Source organism: Arthrobacter sp. TE26545 (genome assembly GCF_056279005.1).
In genome coordinates this window covers 2,711,125-2,729,772 of sequence record NZ_JBWBQM010000001.1, presented here as the reverse complement: position 1 = coordinate 2,729,772, position 18,648 = coordinate 2,711,125, and the positions used below count along the sequence as shown (strand labels likewise).

Annotated in this window: 17 protein-coding genes; 13 read left to right on the top strand and 4 right to left on the bottom strand. The window is 64.8% G+C overall.

Annotated elements, in window-relative coordinates; genetic code table 11:
- Positions 1–21 precede the first annotated feature (21 nt).
- On the bottom strand, positions 22–801 hold the full coding sequence (locus tag ACZ9CK_RS12270; protein ID WP_476050079.1) for an alpha/beta fold hydrolase: 780 nt from the start codon (positions 799–801) through the stop codon (positions 22–24).
- Positions 802–885: 84 nt separating this feature from the next.
- Here ACZ9CK_RS12270 and ACZ9CK_RS12265 point away from each other — a divergent pair, with 84 nt between their 5' ends.
- From ACZ9CK_RS12265 to ACZ9CK_RS12240, 6 genes are all read left to right on the top strand, one after another.
- Positions 886–2,652 (top strand): GNAT family N-acetyltransferase, encoded by a 1,767-nt coding sequence (locus ACZ9CK_RS12265; RefSeq protein WP_476050078.1) that lies wholly within the window; start codon positions 886–888, stop codon positions 2,650–2,652.
- Between the two features lie 49 nt (positions 2,653–2,701).
- Entirely contained in the window at positions 2,702–3,556 is an 855-nt protein-coding gene (locus ACZ9CK_RS12260) for a carbohydrate kinase family protein (protein ID WP_476050077.1), read from the top strand.
- An 89-nt stretch (positions 3,557–3,645) separates the two neighbouring features.
- Complete coding sequence (locus tag ACZ9CK_RS12255; protein WP_476050076.1) at positions 3,646–3,807, top strand: hypothetical protein; 162 nt, start codon at positions 3,646–3,648, stop codon at positions 3,805–3,807.
- A 363-nt stretch (positions 3,808–4,170) separates the two neighbouring features.
- Positions 4,171–5,949 (top strand): ABC transporter family substrate-binding protein, encoded by a 1,779-nt coding sequence (locus ACZ9CK_RS12250; RefSeq protein ID WP_426298833.1) that lies wholly within the window; start codon positions 4,171–4,173, stop codon positions 5,947–5,949.
- A 178-nt stretch (positions 5,950–6,127) separates the two neighbouring features.
- Positions 6,128–7,669 (top strand): ABC transporter permease, encoded by a 1,542-nt coding sequence (locus ACZ9CK_RS12245; RefSeq protein ID WP_426298831.1) that lies wholly within the window; start codon positions 6,128–6,130, stop codon positions 7,667–7,669.
- A complete protein-coding gene (locus tag ACZ9CK_RS12240; RefSeq protein ID WP_476050075.1) occupies positions 7,666–8,826 on the top strand; it encodes an ABC transporter permease in 1,161 nt (386 codons plus the stop codon). The genes ACZ9CK_RS12245 and ACZ9CK_RS12240 overlap by 4 nt, the downstream gene beginning before the upstream one ends.
- A gap of 17 nt (positions 8,827–8,843) precedes the next feature.
- On the opposite strand, the gene ACZ9CK_RS12235 is transcribed toward ACZ9CK_RS12240, so the two are convergent.
- Positions 8,844–9,473: a PH domain-containing protein gene (locus tag ACZ9CK_RS12235; protein WP_426298827.1), complete on the bottom strand. Its 630-nt coding sequence runs from the start codon at positions 9,471–9,473 to the stop codon at positions 8,844–8,846.
- Between the two features lie 82 nt (positions 9,474–9,555).
- Between ACZ9CK_RS12235 and ACZ9CK_RS12230 the strand changes: the two genes are divergently transcribed.
- Positions 9,556–11,391 carry an ABC transporter ATP-binding protein gene (locus ACZ9CK_RS12230; RefSeq protein ID WP_476050074.1) on the top strand — a complete coding sequence of 612 codons (1,836 nt, stop codon included), beginning with the start codon at positions 9,556–9,558 and terminating at the stop codon, positions 11,389–11,391.
- Between the two features lie 115 nt (positions 11,392–11,506).
- On the opposite strand, the gene ACZ9CK_RS12225 is transcribed toward ACZ9CK_RS12230, so the two are convergent.
- Positions 11,507–12,349 carry an SGNH/GDSL hydrolase family protein gene (locus tag ACZ9CK_RS12225; RefSeq protein WP_476050073.1) on the bottom strand — a complete coding sequence of 281 codons (843 nt, stop codon included), beginning with the start codon at positions 12,347–12,349 and terminating at the stop codon, positions 11,507–11,509.
- A 281-nt stretch (positions 12,350–12,630) separates the two neighbouring features.
- Between ACZ9CK_RS12225 and typA the strand changes: the two genes are divergently transcribed.
- The 3 genes from typA to ACZ9CK_RS12210 are packed head-to-tail and all read left to right on the top strand — an operon-like array spanning position 12,631 to position 14,950.
- Positions 12,631–14,547, top strand: coding sequence for a translational GTPase TypA (typA, locus tag ACZ9CK_RS12220; protein ID WP_426298821.1), 1,917 nt, complete (start codon positions 12,631–12,633; stop codon positions 14,545–14,547).
- A gap of 27 nt (positions 14,548–14,574) precedes the next feature.
- Positions 14,575–14,760, top strand: a complete 186-nt coding sequence (locus ACZ9CK_RS12215; RefSeq protein WP_476050072.1) for a hypothetical protein — start codon at positions 14,575–14,577, stop codon at positions 14,758–14,760.
- A gap of 10 nt (positions 14,761–14,770) precedes the next feature.
- Positions 14,771–14,950, top strand: a complete 180-nt coding sequence (locus ACZ9CK_RS12210) for a hypothetical protein (protein WP_476050071.1) — start codon at positions 14,771–14,773, stop codon at positions 14,948–14,950.
- A gap of 280 nt (positions 14,951–15,230) precedes the next feature.
- On the opposite strand, the gene ACZ9CK_RS12205 is transcribed toward ACZ9CK_RS12210, so the two are convergent.
- Positions 15,231–15,470, bottom strand: coding sequence for a putative acetyltransferase (locus tag ACZ9CK_RS12205; RefSeq protein WP_426298817.1), 240 nt, complete (start codon positions 15,468–15,470; stop codon positions 15,231–15,233).
- 140 nt (positions 15,471–15,610) lie between these two features.
- Between ACZ9CK_RS12205 and fdxA the strand changes: the two genes are divergently transcribed.
- The 3 genes from fdxA to ACZ9CK_RS12190 all read left to right on the top strand — a co-directional run bounded on the left by fdxA (position 15,611) and on the right by ACZ9CK_RS12190 (position 18,627).
- The gene (gene fdxA / locus ACZ9CK_RS12200) at positions 15,611–15,937 is read left to right on the top strand and encodes a ferredoxin (RefSeq protein WP_018776555.1); all 327 of its coding nucleotides are present in this window, start codon (positions 15,611–15,613) and stop codon (positions 15,935–15,937) included.
- A gap of 14 nt (positions 15,938–15,951) precedes the next feature.
- Positions 15,952–17,100: a succinyldiaminopimelate transaminase gene (gene dapC, locus ACZ9CK_RS12195; protein ID WP_426298814.1), complete on the top strand. Its 1,149-nt coding sequence runs from the start codon at positions 15,952–15,954 to the stop codon at positions 17,098–17,100.
- A gap of 243 nt (positions 17,101–17,343) precedes the next feature.
- Positions 17,344–18,627: a citrate synthase gene (locus ACZ9CK_RS12190; RefSeq protein ID WP_426298812.1), complete on the top strand. Its 1,284-nt coding sequence runs from the start codon at positions 17,344–17,346 to the stop codon at positions 18,625–18,627.
- Positions 18,628–18,648: the final 21 nt, after the last annotated feature.

Below are 18,648 nucleotides of genomic sequence, written 5' to 3'. Positions count from 1 at the left end.
TCAGCAAGCCGGGCGAGTTGCCTAGCCCCGACCGGCGACATCCTGGCTCAGGATACCCGGCCAGGTTTCGACATCTTCCGGGGTGCGGGCGACCGTCAGTGTTGCCTGGGGGAGCAGCGCGGCAAGGGACTCCGCGGTTGACAGCGGGTGGCCGGGATCATCGATCCACGCCAGGATCGTCGTCGGTGCGTGGATTCGTGCGACGGCCTCAGGGGCAGGCAGATCGCTGAATGCCGCGCCTCGAAACAACGAGGGCAAGAGTGCGTCCGCAACATCGGGCACCGTCTCCGGCGCACCGATTGTGGCCGGTGGCGGTGTCGCTCCGCGGGTGGTGGCGAGGAATGCCTCGACCCCGACAGATTCGATAAGGTCCGCGGCAACCCGGTAGTTCCCAGCCTGTGCAGCTCGGGTTTCCCATGCCGTGGGCGGCACCATAAGGGTGAGCCCGGTAAAGCGGTCCGGCTCGCGGGATGCGGCGTGAAGAAGTGTCGCTGCACCCATGGAGGGACCAACTCCGTGGACCCGTTCGCCCGGGAACCAGTGATCGAGCAGACGCAGGAGATCCTCGGCCAGGCTCGGCCATTGATAGTCCTCGGGGACCTTCCGCCCCGTCGACCGGCCATGGCCTCGCGCGTCATACCGCACCAGCCGAGTTCCACTAAGCCCCCGGCCGAGGTCGAGGTTGAGCACCCGGTCGCGCGCGCGGCTTGAGGTAAGGCCATGCAACTGGACAACAGGGTGTCCACCTTCGTCGCTCAAAGCAACCGCAAGCTCGGCTCCGGGAACCTCGAAAGTGGGCATCAGGCTCCTCATTTCGTGACTGGCCGCGTCACGTCGAGCGGCCGCGTTGGGTATTCAGGCTAACCGGGGCACTAGGATACTGCCATGCGGCTGACCAACGTCACGCACCTGCGCCTACCGTTCGGACGACTTTGGGGCTACGACGTCACTGCGTCTGCGCCCAAGCGACCCCTTCCGGTGTCCTTTGACCAGCGGCTCCATGTGGGGGCTGGCGAACGCCCGGGCTCCTGGATGGCATTGTCTTTCCGGCTGCCTACCCCAACCCCTCGTGAGTCAATTGCCGATGCCTGGCTGGCCGTCGTCGCCCGTCATGGCACACTGCGCACGGCATTCGTGCCCGGTGCGGATGGTGAGCCGGAGCTTCACGAAATCGAGATCGGTCCGGGAACCTGGGTTGAGCATCAGATCTCTCCTGGTCAGGCCGTCAATGACGCGGTGCGGGACATTCTCGACGCCGCATGTTCGCCTTACGCACAGCCCTCACACCGGCTGTGCGTATTGGAGACTGCTGCCGGACTCACTGTCGTGATTGCGGCCGACCACGCCCACGTCGATATGTGGTCCATGCTGGTGATCGCGCGCGACCTCCTCTCGGCGCTCGATGCCGGGAAGGCGGGCCGTGAACTGTTGCCCGGGCCAGTGCCGGCATTCGAAGAACACACGCAAGCACTGCTGGATCGGAATGCGGCTCCGGAGCACGTCCGTCAACGCTGGGAAGACATCATCGGGGACAGCGGCGGCGTGATGCCGCAGTTTCCACTGCCCTTGGGTGCGCCCGTTCCGCAGCGCGAACGTGTAGAAGTGCGCGATGTGTTCGATCTCGACGACGGTGCCGCGTTTGCTGCGCAGGCCCGCGACGACGGTGTCTCGACGCTGGCACTCGCTGTTGTTGCGATGACTGCTGTGACCCGCGAGTTGGCGGGAACCCCGCTGCGAGCAGTCTTTCCCGTGCACAGCCGCTTCGACGACGTCTGGCATGACTCAGTGGGCTGGTTCATTACCAATTCGGTACTTGAGTCGGCGGTCTCCGAGCCGCGGGCTGCGGCGGCCGCGGTAAAAGAAGCTGTGCAGCTTGGCTCCTGGCCGCTCGCTGACGTGCTGGCCCCATGGGGCGGCATGCCCGTGGCTCCTGGCATGTTCGCGATCTCGTGGCTCGACCTGCGCAGGCTGCCGGTGCGAATCGACTCCATCGGACTCGACGCCCAATATGTGAGCGCGTCAATCGACACCGACGGCGTGATGCTTTGGTTCATCCTGGACGAGTCCGGCCTGCACTTGAGATGCCGTTACCCCGACACCGTTGAGGCTCGAGCCAACGTCGGCGGATGGCTCGATCTGCTGGTCACTCGTTTGCAGGCAGATGCGAGATCCTCGGTTCGAGGACTGCTGCGCGTGGCGGGCCGGACCTTCAGGCTGGAACGGGCGGGTCGCGATGACGTTGCAGCCATCGCCGCCCTGCTGTCTGACGATCAGTTCGGACCCGATCGTGAGTGCGTTGAGCTGGAACGATACGAGGCGGCCTACAACGTGGTTGTTCGCGACAGTTCCAACTATCTGGGGGTTGTCCGCAACGGCGCCGATCGCATCGTCGCCACGATGCAGTTGACCATCATTCCGGGTCTTTCCCGGGGTGGTTCATCCCGACTACAGATCGAGGGGCTGCGGGTTGCGGCCGCGGAACGTTCACGTGGCTTGGGCACCGCGATGCTTGAGTGGGCGCACAATTTTGGGCGTGCACGGGGGGCACAACTGGCGCAGGTGACCACGGACGAGGCACGGGAACGGGCCCGGGCCTTCTACACCCGCCTCGGATATCGGACTGCCCACGTAGGCCTGAAGCGGACCATTTAGGCATGTCCCGGGATGGTGACCCACCGGCAGGACGGTGTTGGATGAGACCATGCCTGATTCCTTCCGTGTTGTCGTTTGCGGCCCCGCCTCGTGGAACCACCTGATTGTCCTGGACCACCTTCCGGAGCCCGTGCCGCACATGCAGTTTGCCCGCAGGGCCTGGCACACCGCCGGAGGTACGTCGGCGGGCAAGGCGCTGCACCTTGCGGAGCTCGGCGTCGACGTGCGGTTATGGACGCCCCTCGGAATGGACGACGACGGCGGGCGGCTCCGCGGGCTGCTCGCCAGCGCCGGTGTCTTGGTCGAGGCGGTCGACAGTGAACGGACCGAGCGCCACGTCAACCTCATGACCGACGGCGGCGGGCGGGTTTCGCTGTACGTTTCGGTGCCCTCTGCTCCGTCCGCCGGCGCGCTTGGGGCGGTCCGGGGCGCAGTTGCCGCGGCGGACGTCGCAGTGATTGACCTGAGCGAGCTTGGCGCGCGTGTTCTGGAGAATCTGGCGCCAACTCACCCGCCCCTTTGGGTTGATCTTCATGACTACGACGGATCGTCGGCGTTCCATGAACCGTTCCTGCGCGCAGCCGACACCGTATTCATCAACGACGACCGTACGGATGATCCCTGGGAACTCATGCGCTTCTGCTTGGACCAGGGACCCCGATTGGCGGTCTGTACCCGCGGAGCGGAAGGTGCGGTCGCTCTGGAACCGGACGGCACACGGCACGAGGTTGCCGCAGTCCCTGCCAAGGTCGTCGACACGAACGGTGCGGGCGATGCCTTCATGGCCGGCTTCCTCGCGGCGACCCTTGACAGTGCGCCGGTTGCGGAGGCTCTTCAGGCAGCGGCGGAACAGGCGCGGGTTGCGATTGAAAGCGAACATCTCCACCCGGCGCTCGGACGGTAAGAGCTCCCGTCGCCAAAGCACCCGCCGGGTTATCCACATACACGAATGCGGCGGTTACCTGCTGCCCGCAGTCCGGGGATGCTTGGCGAATGGGAATCAGATACTACGCGTACGCATTCGACGGAAAGCTGACCGAGCAGGTGCTTGCAGATCCGCTCAGCTTTCTCTCCGATGATCCGCTTGCCGATGCATGGGGATCCGAACAAGGTGCCACCATCAGCACGCCGACGTTTGGGCAAACGGTGAGCTGAACGGGCTCATTGGCTGAACTGGTTCACTGGCTGAACGCCCGGGTTCCGACGACGACGACGAGCGGCCGCAGCTTTTCGTAACTCTCGCTGCCGGATCGCCTTCGGCGTCCAGCACAGGTGCTTCCGTGTACATCCGGCGGTACTGGTCGCTTGTGGTCGGGGCGTTGCCCGGAATGAAATGGAAATGAAGCAACTGTTGCAGTTCGATAAACATCCGGTTCTGAGAGGGCACTTTCGTTCCAAAGCCATGTAACGAAGACTAGGCTTCTGAGCATGTGAGACGGGACACAGCTGCTCTCTGGGTATCGTCCTGTCCGCCGGGGTCAACAACGCCGGCTTTCCACACTAATAAGAGGAGGCGGAATGCGTTTCGGACGTATTTCCCAAGCGGTGGGGGTCTTGGCAATCGCCACGCTCGCACTTAGCGCCTGCGCCGGAAACACCGGCAGCCCCAGCACGACGTCTGGCGGGGCCCAAGAAGGCGGAACCATCGGTGTTGCCGAAACCAACGGTTTCAGCAGCTTCAACTCTGGTACGGCGGACGGAAACTCCGACGTCAACGGCCACATCGGGTACGCCACCCACTCGAACTTCCTGTACATCGACGACAAACTGAACATCGTCAAGAACGAGAAGTTCGGCAAGTATGAAAAGCTTTCCGACGATCCGCTGACGGTCAAGTACACCGTCAACGAGGGCGTCAAATGGTCCGACGGGACGCAGGTCAGTGCAGCAGACCTGCTTCTGACCTGGGCTTCCGGCTCCGCTTACTACGACGACGCGAACGCTGAGAAGAAGACCGGCACCACCTACTTCCTCACGGCGGCCGACACCTCGGGTCTGCACCTGACGGATTTCCCGGAAATCGGCTCTGACAACCGAAGCATCACCCTGAAGTACTCCAAGCCCTTCGCCGACTGGGAACTCGCACTGGGCTTTGCGGGCAACGGCGGCATCGACATCCCCGCCCACGTTGTCGCGCAGAAGGCGGGCCTGAAGGATGCACAGGCACTGGTTGACCTCTTCAAGAGCGTCAAGCGCGGCGATCCGGCAGCACCCAAGCCGGTCAACGCACAGCTGAAGAAGGTCGCGGACTTCTGGAGCACCGGCTTCGATTCCAAGACCCTGCCTTCGGACCCGAGCCTGTTCCTCTCCAACGGCCCGTACGTCGTGAAGGACGTCGTCGCCGAGCAGTCCCTGACCCTCGTTCGGAACAAGGACTACAACTGGGGACCGACTCCGCACGCTGACGAAATCGTCGTCCGCACCATCGGCAGCGCCCCGGCCCAGGTCCAGGCACTGAAGAACGGCGAAGTCGACATCATCAACCCGCAGGCTTCGGCGGACACTGTGGAACAGATCAAGGCCCTCGACGGCGTTCAGCTGCTCCAAGGCAAGCAGCTGTCCTACGACCACCTCGACCTGAACTACTCCGGCCCGTTCGCCGACAAGGATGTGCGCACTGCGTTCATGCTGACCGTGCCGCGCAAGGACATCGTCGACAAGATCATCAAGAAGATCGATCCGGAGGCAACCCCGCTGGACTCGCAGATCTTCGTTCCGGCGCAGGCCGCGTACGCTGATTCGGTCAAGAACAACGGCTCCTCCGCGTACCAGGACGTCAACATCGACAAGGCCAAGCAGCTCCTTGCCGGCAAGACCCCGACGATCCGCATCATGTACAACAAGGACAACCCGAACCGTGTTGACGCCTTCTCGCTGATCCGCGAATCCGCCACCAAGGCCGGTTTCAAGATCGTCGACGGCGGCCTCGGCAAGGCTGACTGGAGCGCGCACCTGGGTGACGGCTCCTACGACGCAACCATCTTCGGCTGGATCAACTCGGGCGTTGGTGTCACCGGCACTCCGCAGATCTTCAAGACCGCAGGTGGTTCCAACTTCAACGGCCTGTCGGATCCCGATGCCGACAAGCTGATGGATGAACTGATCGTCACCACCGACAAGGCAAAGCAGGACGAGCTCCAGACCAAGATCGATGCCGCAATCTGGGCCACGAGCTACGGTCTGCCGCTGTTCCAGTCCCCGGACGTGAAGGCGTACTCGGACCAGATCACGGGTGTGACCGCCATGCCGAACCAGACCGGCGTCTGGTGGAACGTTTGGGACTGGGCCCGTAAGTAAGCCCGCTCCTTAGAAATCCACATGCAGCAGGCGCCGGGACCGCGAAACATGGTCCCGGCGCTTTCTGCCAAGCAAAGCAGTGCGCAGGCGGCACCTCCAGCAAAACGAAGGGCAATCCGCCGGCTACCGCGACAGGCCAGGGTCAACCCCAGGCCGGATATTGAGGTTCTTACAAAAAATGCTGAGCTACGTCGTAAGGCGACTGGCAACCGCCGCTCTCATTCTTCTCGGGGCATCATTCCTGGTGTATCTCCTGACAGCGTCGTCAGGTGATCCGCTAGCCGATCTCCGTGCCAGCAATGCCCCCAACAGACAGCAACTCATGGATGCGCGCAGCCAGTTGCTCGACCTGGACACCCCTGCCCCGCTGCGATACTTCAAATGGCTGGGAGGGGCTGCCCAATGCCTCGTCCCCTTCGCCGGCAGCTGTGACCTCGGCAAGAGCGTCACTGGGCAACCCATCACCGAAGCCCTCGGCATTGCCCTGGTCCAGACCCTGACCCTGGTCACCGGCGCCACGGTGCTTGCCATCCTCATCGGCATCACCCTGGGCATCGTGACAGCCCTTCGTCAGTACAGTGCCCTGGACTACGGGGTGACCTTCATGGCCTTCCTGTTCTTCTCGCTGCCCATCTTCTGGGTGGCCGTCCTGCTGAAGGAGTTCGGGGCCATCGGCTTCAACAACTTCCTCCGCAACCCGGAAATACCCTTGCCCGTTTCCCTGGGCACCGGGATTGTGTTTGGCGTCGTAGTAGCGGTGGCTGTGGGCGGCGAGATTAAACGCCGCCTGATCTCCGGTGCCGTGGTGTTCGCTGCGGTTACAGCCGTGATGGTGTACTTCTCCGTCACCTTGTGGTTCAAGAATCCAGGACTCGGCCCCGTTGTGATCGCCATTGCCGGTGTCGGCCTGGCTTTCGCCGTGACCACGCTGGTTTCCGGCCTGAAGAACCGCAAGGCACTCCAGTCATCCCTGATTGTCGTCGGCCTCGGCGTGATTGCCTGGTTCGCCGCCCAGCCGCTTCTGAACCAGGCCACCGGCCTGATGATCTTCCTGCTGGCGATCGCGACGGTACTGGTCGGCGTCGGCGTCGGCTACCTCATGGGCGGCTACGACCGCGGCCAGTCCATGCGCGCCGCGGGCATCACCGCATTCCTGATGGGCGGCCTGGTGACCATGGACCGCTTCATGCAGGCCTGGCCGGCCTACTTCAACAACAGCCGCGTGCGCGGGCGTCCCATCGCCACTATCGGTGCAGGTACCCCCAACCTGCAGGGTGACTACTGGATCCTGACCATTGACACCTTCACCCACCTGATCCTGCCGACAATTGCACTGATCCTCGTCTCGCTTGCCAGCTACACCCGGTTCACGCGCTCCTCGATGCTGGAAATCATGAACATGGACTACATCCGGACCGCCCGCGCCAAGGGCCTGTCCGAACGGGCCGTGATCATGGGCCATGCCTTCCGCAACGCCCTGATTCCGCTGGCCACCATCGTGGCCTTTGACATCGGCGCACTGATCGGTGGCGCCGTCATCACGGAGTCCGTCTTCTCGGTGCACGGCATGGGCTTCCTGTTCCTGGACGGCATCACCCACATCGACCCCAACCCGGTGATGGGCGTGTTCCTGTGCGTGGCCATCACCGCCATGGTGTTCAACCTGATTGCGGACCTCGCGTACTCCGCTCTCGACCCGCGCGTAAGGATCAAAGCATGAGCCAGCCAACCCAAGAGGAAGTCATCCTGGCCCAGCAGGCCCACCACGAGGCTGCTCCCGGGGCTGCTCCCGAATTCCAGGGCCTGAGCCAGGGCCAGATCGTACGCAAACGCTTCTTCGGCCACAGCGGCGCCCTGGTTGGCCTGGCCGTTTTTGCCGTGATTTTCATCGTGGCCTTCACCTCGGTGGGCTTCGCCGGCATTCCCGGCTGGTGGAAGTACAACCACGTCGATGTTTCGCCGCTGGTTAACGACGGCGTGCCCTCCGTGTCCCTCTGGCCGCTGGCCTGGGGTGAGCACCCGTTCGGTCAGGACCGCATCGGCCGCGACCTCTTCGCGATGACAATGCGCGGCGCACAGCAGTCGATCATCATCATGGTGATCATCGGCGGCATCGCCGGCCTGATCGGTGCCGTCGTGGGTGGCCTTGCGGGCTATTTCCGCGGCTGGACCGAAGCCATCCTGATGCGCCTCACCGACGTCATCATCATCGTTCCGGTGCTCCTGCTGGCCGCGGTCGTGGCGCAGATGGCCAACCGGCGTGACGCGGACAGTTGGTTCGCCGGCTTTGCGGCGAGCAACGGTGTCGTGGTCCTGGGCATCTTCCTCGGCCTGGTCAGCTGGGTCGGCCTGGCCCGCCTGGTGCGCGGCGAATTCCTGACACTGCGTGAGCGGGAGTTCGTGGACGCCGCCCGGATTTCCGGTGCCAGCAACGCAAGGATCATCTTCAAGCACATCCTGCCCAACGCCGTCGGCGTGCTGATCGTGAACGTGACCCTCACGATGTCCGCGGCGATCCTCCTGGAAACCGCGCTCAGCTACCTGGGCGTCGGTGTGAAGTCCCCGGACACTTCCCTGGGCCTGCTCATCTCACAGAACCAGGAAGCGTTTGCGACGCGTCCGTGGCTGTTCTGGTACCCCGGCCTGTTCATCGTGGCGATTTGCCTGAGCATCAACTTCATCGGTGATGGCCTGCGCGACGCCTTCGATCCGCGGCAGAAGAAGTTCCGGGCCAAGAACGCCGTGGAAACCGGCCGCCATTCCAGCGAAACGGCACCGGCGCCCGCGGCGGCCGGCCCCGCCCACGACGGGCGGCTCGGCAGGCACGGTATCCGGCTCCGCTGCCGATGCCGGGGAAAGCTGAGCGCGGCACTGTGAAGACAGAATCCGTGAAGCTACAGTACGAAAACCGCCCAAGCGCCCGCGGCCGCCAGTACCAGGGTGACCACGATCCGCTGCCAAGCAAAGACCACCACGACGGGGGTGATGTCGGCGCGTCCGGCTTCGACCCGTCCCGCTTCAACCAGTTGCTCCCAGCGGGAACGCACCATGAGGGCGGCCGCGCCGGAATCGGTGTTCCGCAGGTCGCCGGGCCGGACCGACTGGGCCGGGCCGTAGCTGCCTCCCGGAAGGCCCTTGAGGTGCTCGGGGCGCGCGTTCCGTCCACCCCAGATTCCCGGAGCGGGCGCGGCCCAGGCGGCGTACTTGCGGTGCGGCGTGACCAGGGTCAGGGCGTACCGGGTGTCCACCGTGGCGAGCGCTTCCCACGGAACGGTGATGGTGCGGTAGGGGTTCTCCAGCGTCACCCCGGCATCGCGCACGACGACGGCGGGTCGCCAGAAGAGCAGCCAGCCCATGTAAGCGATGAACACCAGGGGCGCCGTGCCCGGCAGGCCGGCCGGCCCCGCGGAGGCGAGGGTGGCGGCAATTCCGATGGCCGCCGTGCCCCAGCAGATTCCGGCGAAAACCCGGCTGCTGCGCGCTGTGAAGATTTCGGTATTTCCGGCATGGGACTCTCGGCTCATGCCCCCAATGATTCAGGATTCCGGGCCGCTGCACTAATCACCCTGCGGCGCACTGTCCGGCTGGAAGGGAAGACCCAGAACAATGACTGACAACTCCGGGGCAATCCCCTTGGAAACAGATTCGGACAAGACCGCTCCCGGGGCGATGGTCCTGGAGGTCCGGGACCTCAGCGTCGACTTCGGCGTGGAAAAGAAATGGGTTCCCGCGGCCATCGGCCTGAACTACGAAGTCCGGGCGGGCGAGGTCCTGGCGATCGTCGGCGAGTCCGGCTCCGGCAAGAGCGCAAGCTCCATGGCCTTGCTGGGCCTGCTGCCGAGCAACAGCCGGGTACGGGGCAGCGTGAAGCTCTCCGGGCGGGAACTGATCGGTCCTGACGCCGGCAGGATCCGCGAAGTGCGCGGCAAGGATGTCGCCGTGATCTTCCAGGAACCCATGACGGCGCTCAACCCGGTGTACACCGTGGGCGCGCAGATCGTGGAGACGCTCCGGCTGCACAACGAAATCTCGCCGGACGAAGCGAGGGAACGGGCCCTGCACATGCTGGACCTCGTCGAGCTTCCGGACCCGGAGAAGGCCTTCAAGTCCTATCCGCACCAGCTGTCCGGCGGCCAGCGCCAGCGCGCCATGATCGCGCAGTCCCTGTCTTGCGATCCGAAGCTGCTGATCGCCGATGAGCCCACAACGGCCCTGGATGTCACGGTCCAGGCCGAAATCCTGGACCTCATGCGGCATCTGCGCAACAAACTGGACAGTGCCATCATCCTGATCACGCACGACATGGGAGTGGTGGCGGATCTCGCAGACCGGATCGCCGTCATGCGCAGGGGCGTGATCGTGGAAACGGGCACCGCCCAGCAGATCTTCAGCAACCCGCAGCACGAGTACACGCAGGCGCTCCTGGCGGCCGTTCCCCACCTGGGCCAGGGCGCCGACGCCGCCGATGTGGACGTCACGGCGGCTCTCGCCGCGGCCACCCATTCCGAACTCGAATCAGTGGACCCTGAGGAACTGGCACGCCGCGAACGGGAGAACGCGGAAGCACTCAAGGCTGCGGCCGAGGAAGCCGCGAAGCCGAAAGGCGAACCGGTCCTTGAGCTGAGGGATGTTGCCATCGAATACCCCAAGCAGGGGCGGGTCCCGGCGTTCCGCGCGGTCGAAGGTGCAAACCTGGTGATTTACCCGGGCGAGGTTGTCGGACTTGTGGGGGAATCCGGCTCGGGCAAGACCACCATCGGCCGGGCCGCCGTCGGGCTTTTGCCGGTCGCGGAAGGCAGCATGCACGTCGTCGGGCAGGACATTTCGTTCGCGAAACGGAACGGCAAGCAGCTCCACAAGATCCGGCGGGACATCGGCATGGTCTTCCAGGACCCGTCTTCGTCCCTGAACCCGAGGCTGCCCATTGGCGAAAGCATCGGCGAACCCATGTTCCTGGCTGGTGTGGCCAAGGGAGCGGCCCTGCAGAGCCGGATCGAAAAGCTCCTTGACCAGGTGGAGCTGCCGCGCGGCTACCGCAACCGCTATCCGCACGAGCTTTCCGGCGGCCAGAAGCAGCGCGTCGGCATTGCCCGGGCGCTGTCCCTGCAGCCCAAGCTCATGGTCGCTGACGAGCCGACGTCGGCCTTGGACGTCTCGGTTCAGGCCAAGGTGCTGGAACTGTTCCAGGCCCTGCAGCGCGAGCTCGGTTTCGCCTGCCTGTTCGTCACCCACGACCTTGCGGTGGTCGATGTGCTCGCCGACCGGATCTGTGTGATGCAACGCGGCCGGATTGTCGAGCAGGGCACCCGCGACCAGATTCTCCGGAACCCCCAGGAGGCCTACACCCAGCGGCTGCTTGCCGCCGTGCCGCTTCCGGATCCGGAAAAGCAACGGGAACGTCGCGAACTGCGTGCCCAGCTCCTCGCCGCAGGTATCGAGTGAAGGGGCGCCGCATAGCGGCATAGATTCCGCTGCCTAGGACGACGGCGGCCTTCCGCTGCAGGGCGGGAGGTCGCCGTCGTCGGTTTCCGGTGCGTTTCCGTCAGCCCGCGCGGACTCAGGACTCCGGGACGTCGGCCGCCAGGCCCAGCTCCGAGAGCCGCCGGGCAAGGACCGCCGCGAGTTTCCGGTGCCCCGGCCCGGCGAGGTGCACGCCATCCACGAGGTCCCCTCCGACGCCGTAGCGGGTAATCCAGTCGCCGACGCTGATGAACGGAATATCGGCACTGCCGGCGATCCGGCCCAGCAAGGCATCGACTTCCGCGCGCCGCCCTCCACCATTGCCGGCCCCGCGGGAGAGCGTGCCGATCATTAGCAGGCGGCTGCCGGGGTAACGGCTCCGCAAGGCCGCGAGCAGCCGGTCGGCGTTCTCCTTGATCCGGGCGTCGTCCGCGCCTTGGCGGGCGTCGTTGCCGCCGCCCTGGACCACGATGAGCGGCGGGGAACCGTAGGGCAGCAGCCAGTCACCGTTCTGCAAGGCGTCGATGTAGTTGCCGGTGCTGCTGTTGCTTGCAACGAAACCGGTCCCGCTCTTGCCTGCGTAGAACACTGTGTAGCCGAGGGCGGCGAGGGCGCTCCGCGGCCACGAGCCTTCCGGTTCCGACTGTGAATCGCCGATGAGCACGGCCGTGTGCCGGATGTCGGCCAGGACCAATTCGTCGCGGTTGTTGCGCGGGTTCCGGTACACGGAGCCTGGCGGGAGGCTGGCCGGGTCCGGCTCGGAAAGTCCCGCCGCCGGTTTCGGAGCGGCAACGGGCTGGCCGGATGCGGCCACGGGAACGGCGGTCCGCTTGCCTGTTCCGGTGGTCTCCTTTCCGGACGGCTCTGCGCAGCCGGAGCAGACCAGGGCGAGGGCGAGCAGGGGGGCCGCGCCGAATAGTGCGGCGCTTCGGGTTCGCATGTGGTTCTCCTGGCGGCTTGCTGCGATCTTCACTGCAATGCTGGGGCATCGGGATCCCAAATGACAGGGCCCGGAGATTTCTGTTCTGCAACAAACTGCGGCGGAGCCTGTGACGACGGACACTTTTGGCCCGGCTGTCCGGCTGGCGTTAGGCCAACCATTGCCGCAGCATCTAGAATTTAGGGAGGTGCCCTGTGCAAAGGGTCTGATCGTCGTGCGTTCCGTCTTAGGAAATGGCGCGATACCACAGCTGACTTCACCACTGAATCGAGCCATTACGCATGTCTGAAACCACCACCCGCATTGCCTCGCGCAGTGATCTCCGCAACGTAGCGATTGTGGCCCACGTTGACCACGGCAAGACCACCTTGGTCGACGCCATGCTCAAGCAGACCAACTCCTTCGCAGCGCACGGCGAGGTTGAAGACCGGGTCATGGACTCCGGCGACCTGGAACGCGAAAAGGGCATCACCATCCTCGCCAAGAACACCACGGTTGCCTACAACGGCCCGTCGTCCAATGGCGAAACCATCACCATCAACGTCATCGACACGCCCGGCCACGCCGACTTCGGTGGTGAGGTGGAGCGCGGCCTGTCCATGGTTGACGGCGTCGTGCTGCTGGTGGACTCCTCCGAAGGTCCGCTCCCGCAGACCCGCTTCGTCCTCCGCAAGGCCCTTGCCGCGCACCTGCCCGTGATCCTGCTGGTCAACAAGACCGACCGCCCGGACGCCCGCATCGAGGAAGTCGTCCACGAGTCCATGGACCTGCTCCTGGGCCTGGCCTCCGACCTGGCCGACGAGGTTCCGGACCTGGACCTGGACAAGGTCCTGGAAGTTCCCGTCGTCTACGCCGCCGCCAAGGTGGGCCGTGCCTCCCTCGAGCAGCCGGCCGACGGCTCCGCTCCGGACAACGAGGACCTCGAGCCGCTCTTCAAGACGATCATCGAGCACATCCCGGCTCCCACGTACAACCCCGATGGCGTTCTGCAGGCGCACGTGACCAACCTGGACGCCTCGCCGTTCCTTGGCCGTCTCGCCCTGCTGCGTATCTACAACGGCACCCTCCGCAAGGGCCAGCAGGTTGCCTGGGCCCGCCAGGACGGCGAGCTGAAGACCGTTAAGATCACCGAACTCCTGGCCACCAAGGCCCTGGAGCGCGTCCCGGCCGAATCCGCCGGCCCGGGTGAGATTGTCGCCGTCGCCGGTATCGAGGACATCACCATCGGTGAGACCCTGACCGACGTCGAAAACCCGCAGCCGCTGCCGCTCATCACGGTGGACGACCCCGCGATCTCCATGACGATTGGTATCAACACCTCGCCGCTGGCCGGCAAGGTCAAGGGTGCCAAGGTCACGGCCCGCCAGGTCAAGGACCGCCTCGACAAGGAACTGATCGGTAACGTGTCCATCAAGGTCCTTCCCACCGAGCGCCCCGACGCCTGGGAAGTCCAGGGCCGTGGCGAGCTTGCCCTCGCCATCCTCGTGGAGCAGATGCGCCGTGAAGGTTTCGAGCTGACGGTGGGCAAGCCGCAGGTGGTCACCCGGACCATCGACGGCAAGGTCCACGAGCCGATGGAACACATGACCATCGACGTGCCTGAGGAGTACCTCGGCGCCGTCACGCAGCTCATGGCCGCCCGCAAGGGCCGCATGACCAACATGGCCAACCACGGCACCGGCTGGTGCCGCATGGAGTTCATCGTCCCTGCCCGTGGCCTGATCGGTTTCCGCACCAAGTTCCTGACCGACACTCGCGGCGCCGGTATCGCTTCCTCGATCGCCGAAGGCTACGAGCCGTGGGCCGGCCCGATCGAATACCGCACCAACGGTTCGATGGTGGCCGACCGCGCAGGCGTGGTGACCCCGTTCGCCATGATCAACCTGCAAGAGCGCGGTTCCTTCTTCGTGAAGCCCACGTCCGAGGTCTACGAAGGCATGATTGTCGGCGAGAACTCCCGCGCCGACGACATGGATGTCAACATCACGAAGGAAAAGAAGCTCACCAACATGCGTGCGGCTTCCTCCGACTCCTTCGAGAACCTGACCCCGCCGCGCGAACTGACCCTCGAAGAGTCCCTCGAATTCGCCCGCGAAGACGAATGCGTCGAGGTCACCCCGGAGGACATCCGCATCCGCAAGGTCATTCTGGACGCCAACGAGCGCGCCAAGGCTGCCCGCGCCCGCGCCAAGGCCTAAGGGCCCGGCAGCAGTCCGGCTGAAGCAGTGAACAAGAGGGTCACCGGAGCGTTCCGCGGCATCGCCGCAGCGCTTCCGGTGGCCCTTTTCGCTGCCCTGGCCGGCACCGCCTTGCACCGGCAGTCGGTGCAGCTGGCCGGCGTCGAGATTTTCTGGGGACCCGCGGCGGCGCTACTGCTGCTCGCCGGCTTGGAACTGCTGCTGGGCAGGTAGGTACCGGTCCTTGATCCCGACGGCGGCTGCCGGTGTGTTCTGCTATGTCCTGGTGGGGCTGCTCGGGGCAGCCGGTCCCGGAAAACAGCTCATCCTCGCCGATGTGCCCGGCAATGTGTGGGTGTACGGGATCGCCGGCGTGACCCTCGTGATGATGTTGGCGTGCCGGGTGTTTACGCGCCCCCGTTGAACCCGGCTCCTCGCCGGACATGTCCAGCCCGGGGGACCAGAAGTGGACACATTCTTTCGATGGTGGTGCCCCATTCTCAATCGCTCCGTAAGACCCTGCGTTCGATGGATCAGGCGGCGTAATCAGTCGATGCGCAAAGCGACGTATGTCCACGCTTTGCAAGAAGCAATGGACATGTCCCATGCCCGGCGTGAAGGGTGGACATATGGGTGTTATGTCCGGTCCTGGTAGCGAGGGGTGGGCATGTCCGGTGGGGTTGGGTAACGGCTGCGCCGTGAAGTCACGCCCCGTTGCGTGCGTTCCGCCGCGGCGGGGGTGGTGGGACCGCTTTGGCCGCCACCACCAGCTCCAGGGGGATCTCGACGTCGGACTGGCGGGTGCGGATGGTGCAGGAGCCGGCGGCGGCGGAAAGCAACTCGCCGAGGGCATCCGTGAAGCCTCCCTCGATCCGGTAGCGCACAACCACTCGTGTTCCTTTGGCGGCGGACAGCAGGAAATCCTGGGGACGGGACGGGTTCACCAGTTCATAGTAAGACGCTGGCTAGGTTCGTGCCTTGGGCCTGTTGGATAATAGGCTCAGAATTCAACAGGTCCGGCGGACAAGGCCGGATGCACCATCCGGGCAGCCGCCCGGGAGCAACTCTGGGAGAGGCAAGGGACGTGACTTACGTAATCGCGCAGCCGTGTGTGGACGTCAAGGACAAGGCATGTATCGAGGAATGCCCGGTTGACTGCATCTATGAAGGCGAGCGGTCCCTCTACATCCACCCGGACGAGTGCGTTGACTGCGGCGCCTGCGAGCCCGTGTGCCCGGTGGAGGCCATCTACTACGAAGATGACACCCCGGAAGAGTGGGCGGACTACTACAAGGCCAACGTGGAGTTCTTCGATGACCTCGGCTCGCCCGGTGGCGCCGCCAAGATCGGCAACACCGGCAAGGACCACCCCTTCATCGCTGCCCTGCCCCCGCAGAACCAGGACCACTAGGACCGGGTGCACTTTTGATTTCCGCGGCGCCGTCTTTCGGCCTTGACCTGCCCGATTACCCGTGGGAAGCCATGGCCCCATACCTTGCCAAGGCTTCGGAACACCCGGGGGGAGTCGTCAACCTCTCCATCGGGACGCCGGTGGATCCGACGCCGCAACTGGTGAGGGATGCCCTTGCCGCGGCCTCTGACTCGCACGGTTATCCGACGGTCCACGGCACCGAAGCCTTGCGCCAAGCGGTGTCCGACTGGTTCGCGGCGCGGCGCGGAGTCCCGGGACTCGATCCCAAGGATGTACTGCCGACCATCGGTTCCAAGGAACTGGTGGCTTGGCTGCCGTTCCTGCTGGGGCTGCGCCCCGGCGACGTCGTTGTGCGACCGACGGTCGCGTACCCTACGTACGACATCGGTGCCACTCTCGCGGGTGCCACTGCTGTCGCCGCGGACGACCTCGATGAGCTCGACGCCGCGACCCGCGCCAAGGTCCGCCTGGTCTGGGTCAACTCGCCCGGCAATCCCACCGGAAGTGTCCGGGACGTTGAATCCCTGAGGGCGATCGTGGAGCAGGCCCGCCAAGTGGGTGCGGTGGTGGCTTCCGACGAATGTTACGCCGAGCTCGGCTGGGGGGAATGGGATGCCCAGCGCGGTGGCGAAGCCGTTCCCAGCATCCTCGATCCCCGGGTCAGCGGCGGCTCCAACGACGGCCTGCTCAGCGTCTACTCCCTGAGCAAGCAGTCCAACCTGGCCGGTTACCGTGCCGCGTTCGTGGCAGGGGATTCCGCCATCGTGGCCAACCTGGTCAACAGCCGCAAGCACGCGGGCATGATTGTGCCCTATCCGGTGCAGGAAGCCATGCGCGTGGCTTTGGGCGACGCCGGGCATGTCCTGGCGCAGAAGGACCTCTACCGTTCCCGGCGCGAACGGCTGCTGCCGGCCCTCGAAGGTTTCGGGCTGAAGATCCACGAATCAAAGGCCGGGCTGTATCTCTGGGCGACAGCCGGTGAAGCCACCTGGGACACGGTTCAGCGTTTCGCGGAACTCGGCATCGTCGTCGGACCCGGTGTCTTCTACGGCGACGCCGGAAAGGGTTTCGTCCGGGTGGCCCTGACCGGCTCGGACGAGCGGATCGACGCCGCAGTGGAGCGCCTGGGCGCCAGCGGCTGAACTCGCGCCGCCGGCTTAGTGAGCTGCGGCACATTCGGGGCCCCGGGCAGGGTAACCGGGCTTCCCGGATTAGTTCCTCCCGGGCGCTGGGGGTAGCTTATTACTGACTATTGATGGTGGCTTTCCAAGGAAAGCAGTCCAATCGACCGGACTACAACCGGCAGGATGCGCCCGGCGGGCGCCACCGGAAGTTGGTTGGATCAAGCTTTCTACGGAGGCCAAGAGCCTCATGAAGGGGACTCCATGACTGAGACCACCAGCGCCACGCTGCGCCACGCCGGCGGCGAACTCGAACTCCCGCGGATCAAGGTTGTCGAGGGGAACGAGGGTTACGACGTTTCCAAGCTGCTGAAGCAGACGGGTGCCGTCACCTACGACCCCGGCTTCATGAACACTGCGGCCACTACCTCCGCAATCACCTACATCGACGGCGATGCCGGCGTCCTGCGCTACCGCGGATACCCGATCGAGCAGCTCGCGGAACACTCCAGCTTCCTGGAGGTGTCCTACCTGCTGATCTACGGCAACCTGCCGACGCCGACGGAACTGGAAGAGTTCGACCAGAAGATCCGCCGCCACACGCTGCTCCACGAAGACCTCAAGGGCTTCTTCGGCGGTTTCCCGCGCGACGCGCACCCGATGCCCGTGTTGTCCTCGGCCGTCTCTGCGCTGTCGACCTTCTACCAGGATTCCCTGGACCCGTTCAACCCGGACCACGTGGAAGTTTCCACCATCCGCCTCATGGCCAAGCTGCCGGTGATCGCTGCCTACGCGCACAAGAAGTCAATCGGCCAGCCGATGTTGTACCCGGACAACTCCATGAACCTCGTGGAGAACTTCCTCCGCTTGAGCTTCGGCCTGCCCGCTGAGCAGTACGAGCTGGACCCGATCATCGTCAAGGCCCTGGACCTGCTGCTCATCCTCCACGCGGACCACGAGCAGAACTGTTCCACCTCCACCGTGCGCCTGGTGGGCTCCGCCAACGCCAACCTCTTCGCTTCGGTGTCTGCGGGCATCAACGCCCTCTTTGGCCCCGCCCACGGCGGCGCGAACGAGGCCGTTCTGAAGATGCTGCGCCAGATCCAGGCCGACGGCATCAAGCCCGAGGACTACATGGAGAAGGTCAAGAACAAGGAAGACGGCGTCCGCCTCATGGGCTTCGGGCACCGCGTTTACAAGAACTACGATCCGCGCGCCAAGATCATCAAGGCCACCGCTCACGAGATCCTCGGCAAGCTCGGCGGCAACGACGAACTGCTGGACATCGCGATGCGCCTCGAAGAGAAGGCCCTGGCTGACGACTACTTCATCCAGCGCAAGCTCTACCCGAACGTCGACTTCTACACCGGCCTGATCTACAAGGCCATGGGCTTCCCGGAGAAGATGTTCACTGTACTGTTCGCCATCGGCCGCCTGCCCGGCTGGATTGCGCAGTGGCGTGAAATGATCACCGACCCCGCCACGAAGATCGGCCGTCCGCGGCAGCTCTACACCGGGGAACCGGAGCGCGACTACCCGGCTATCTGACCGGCAGCGTACGACGGCGGC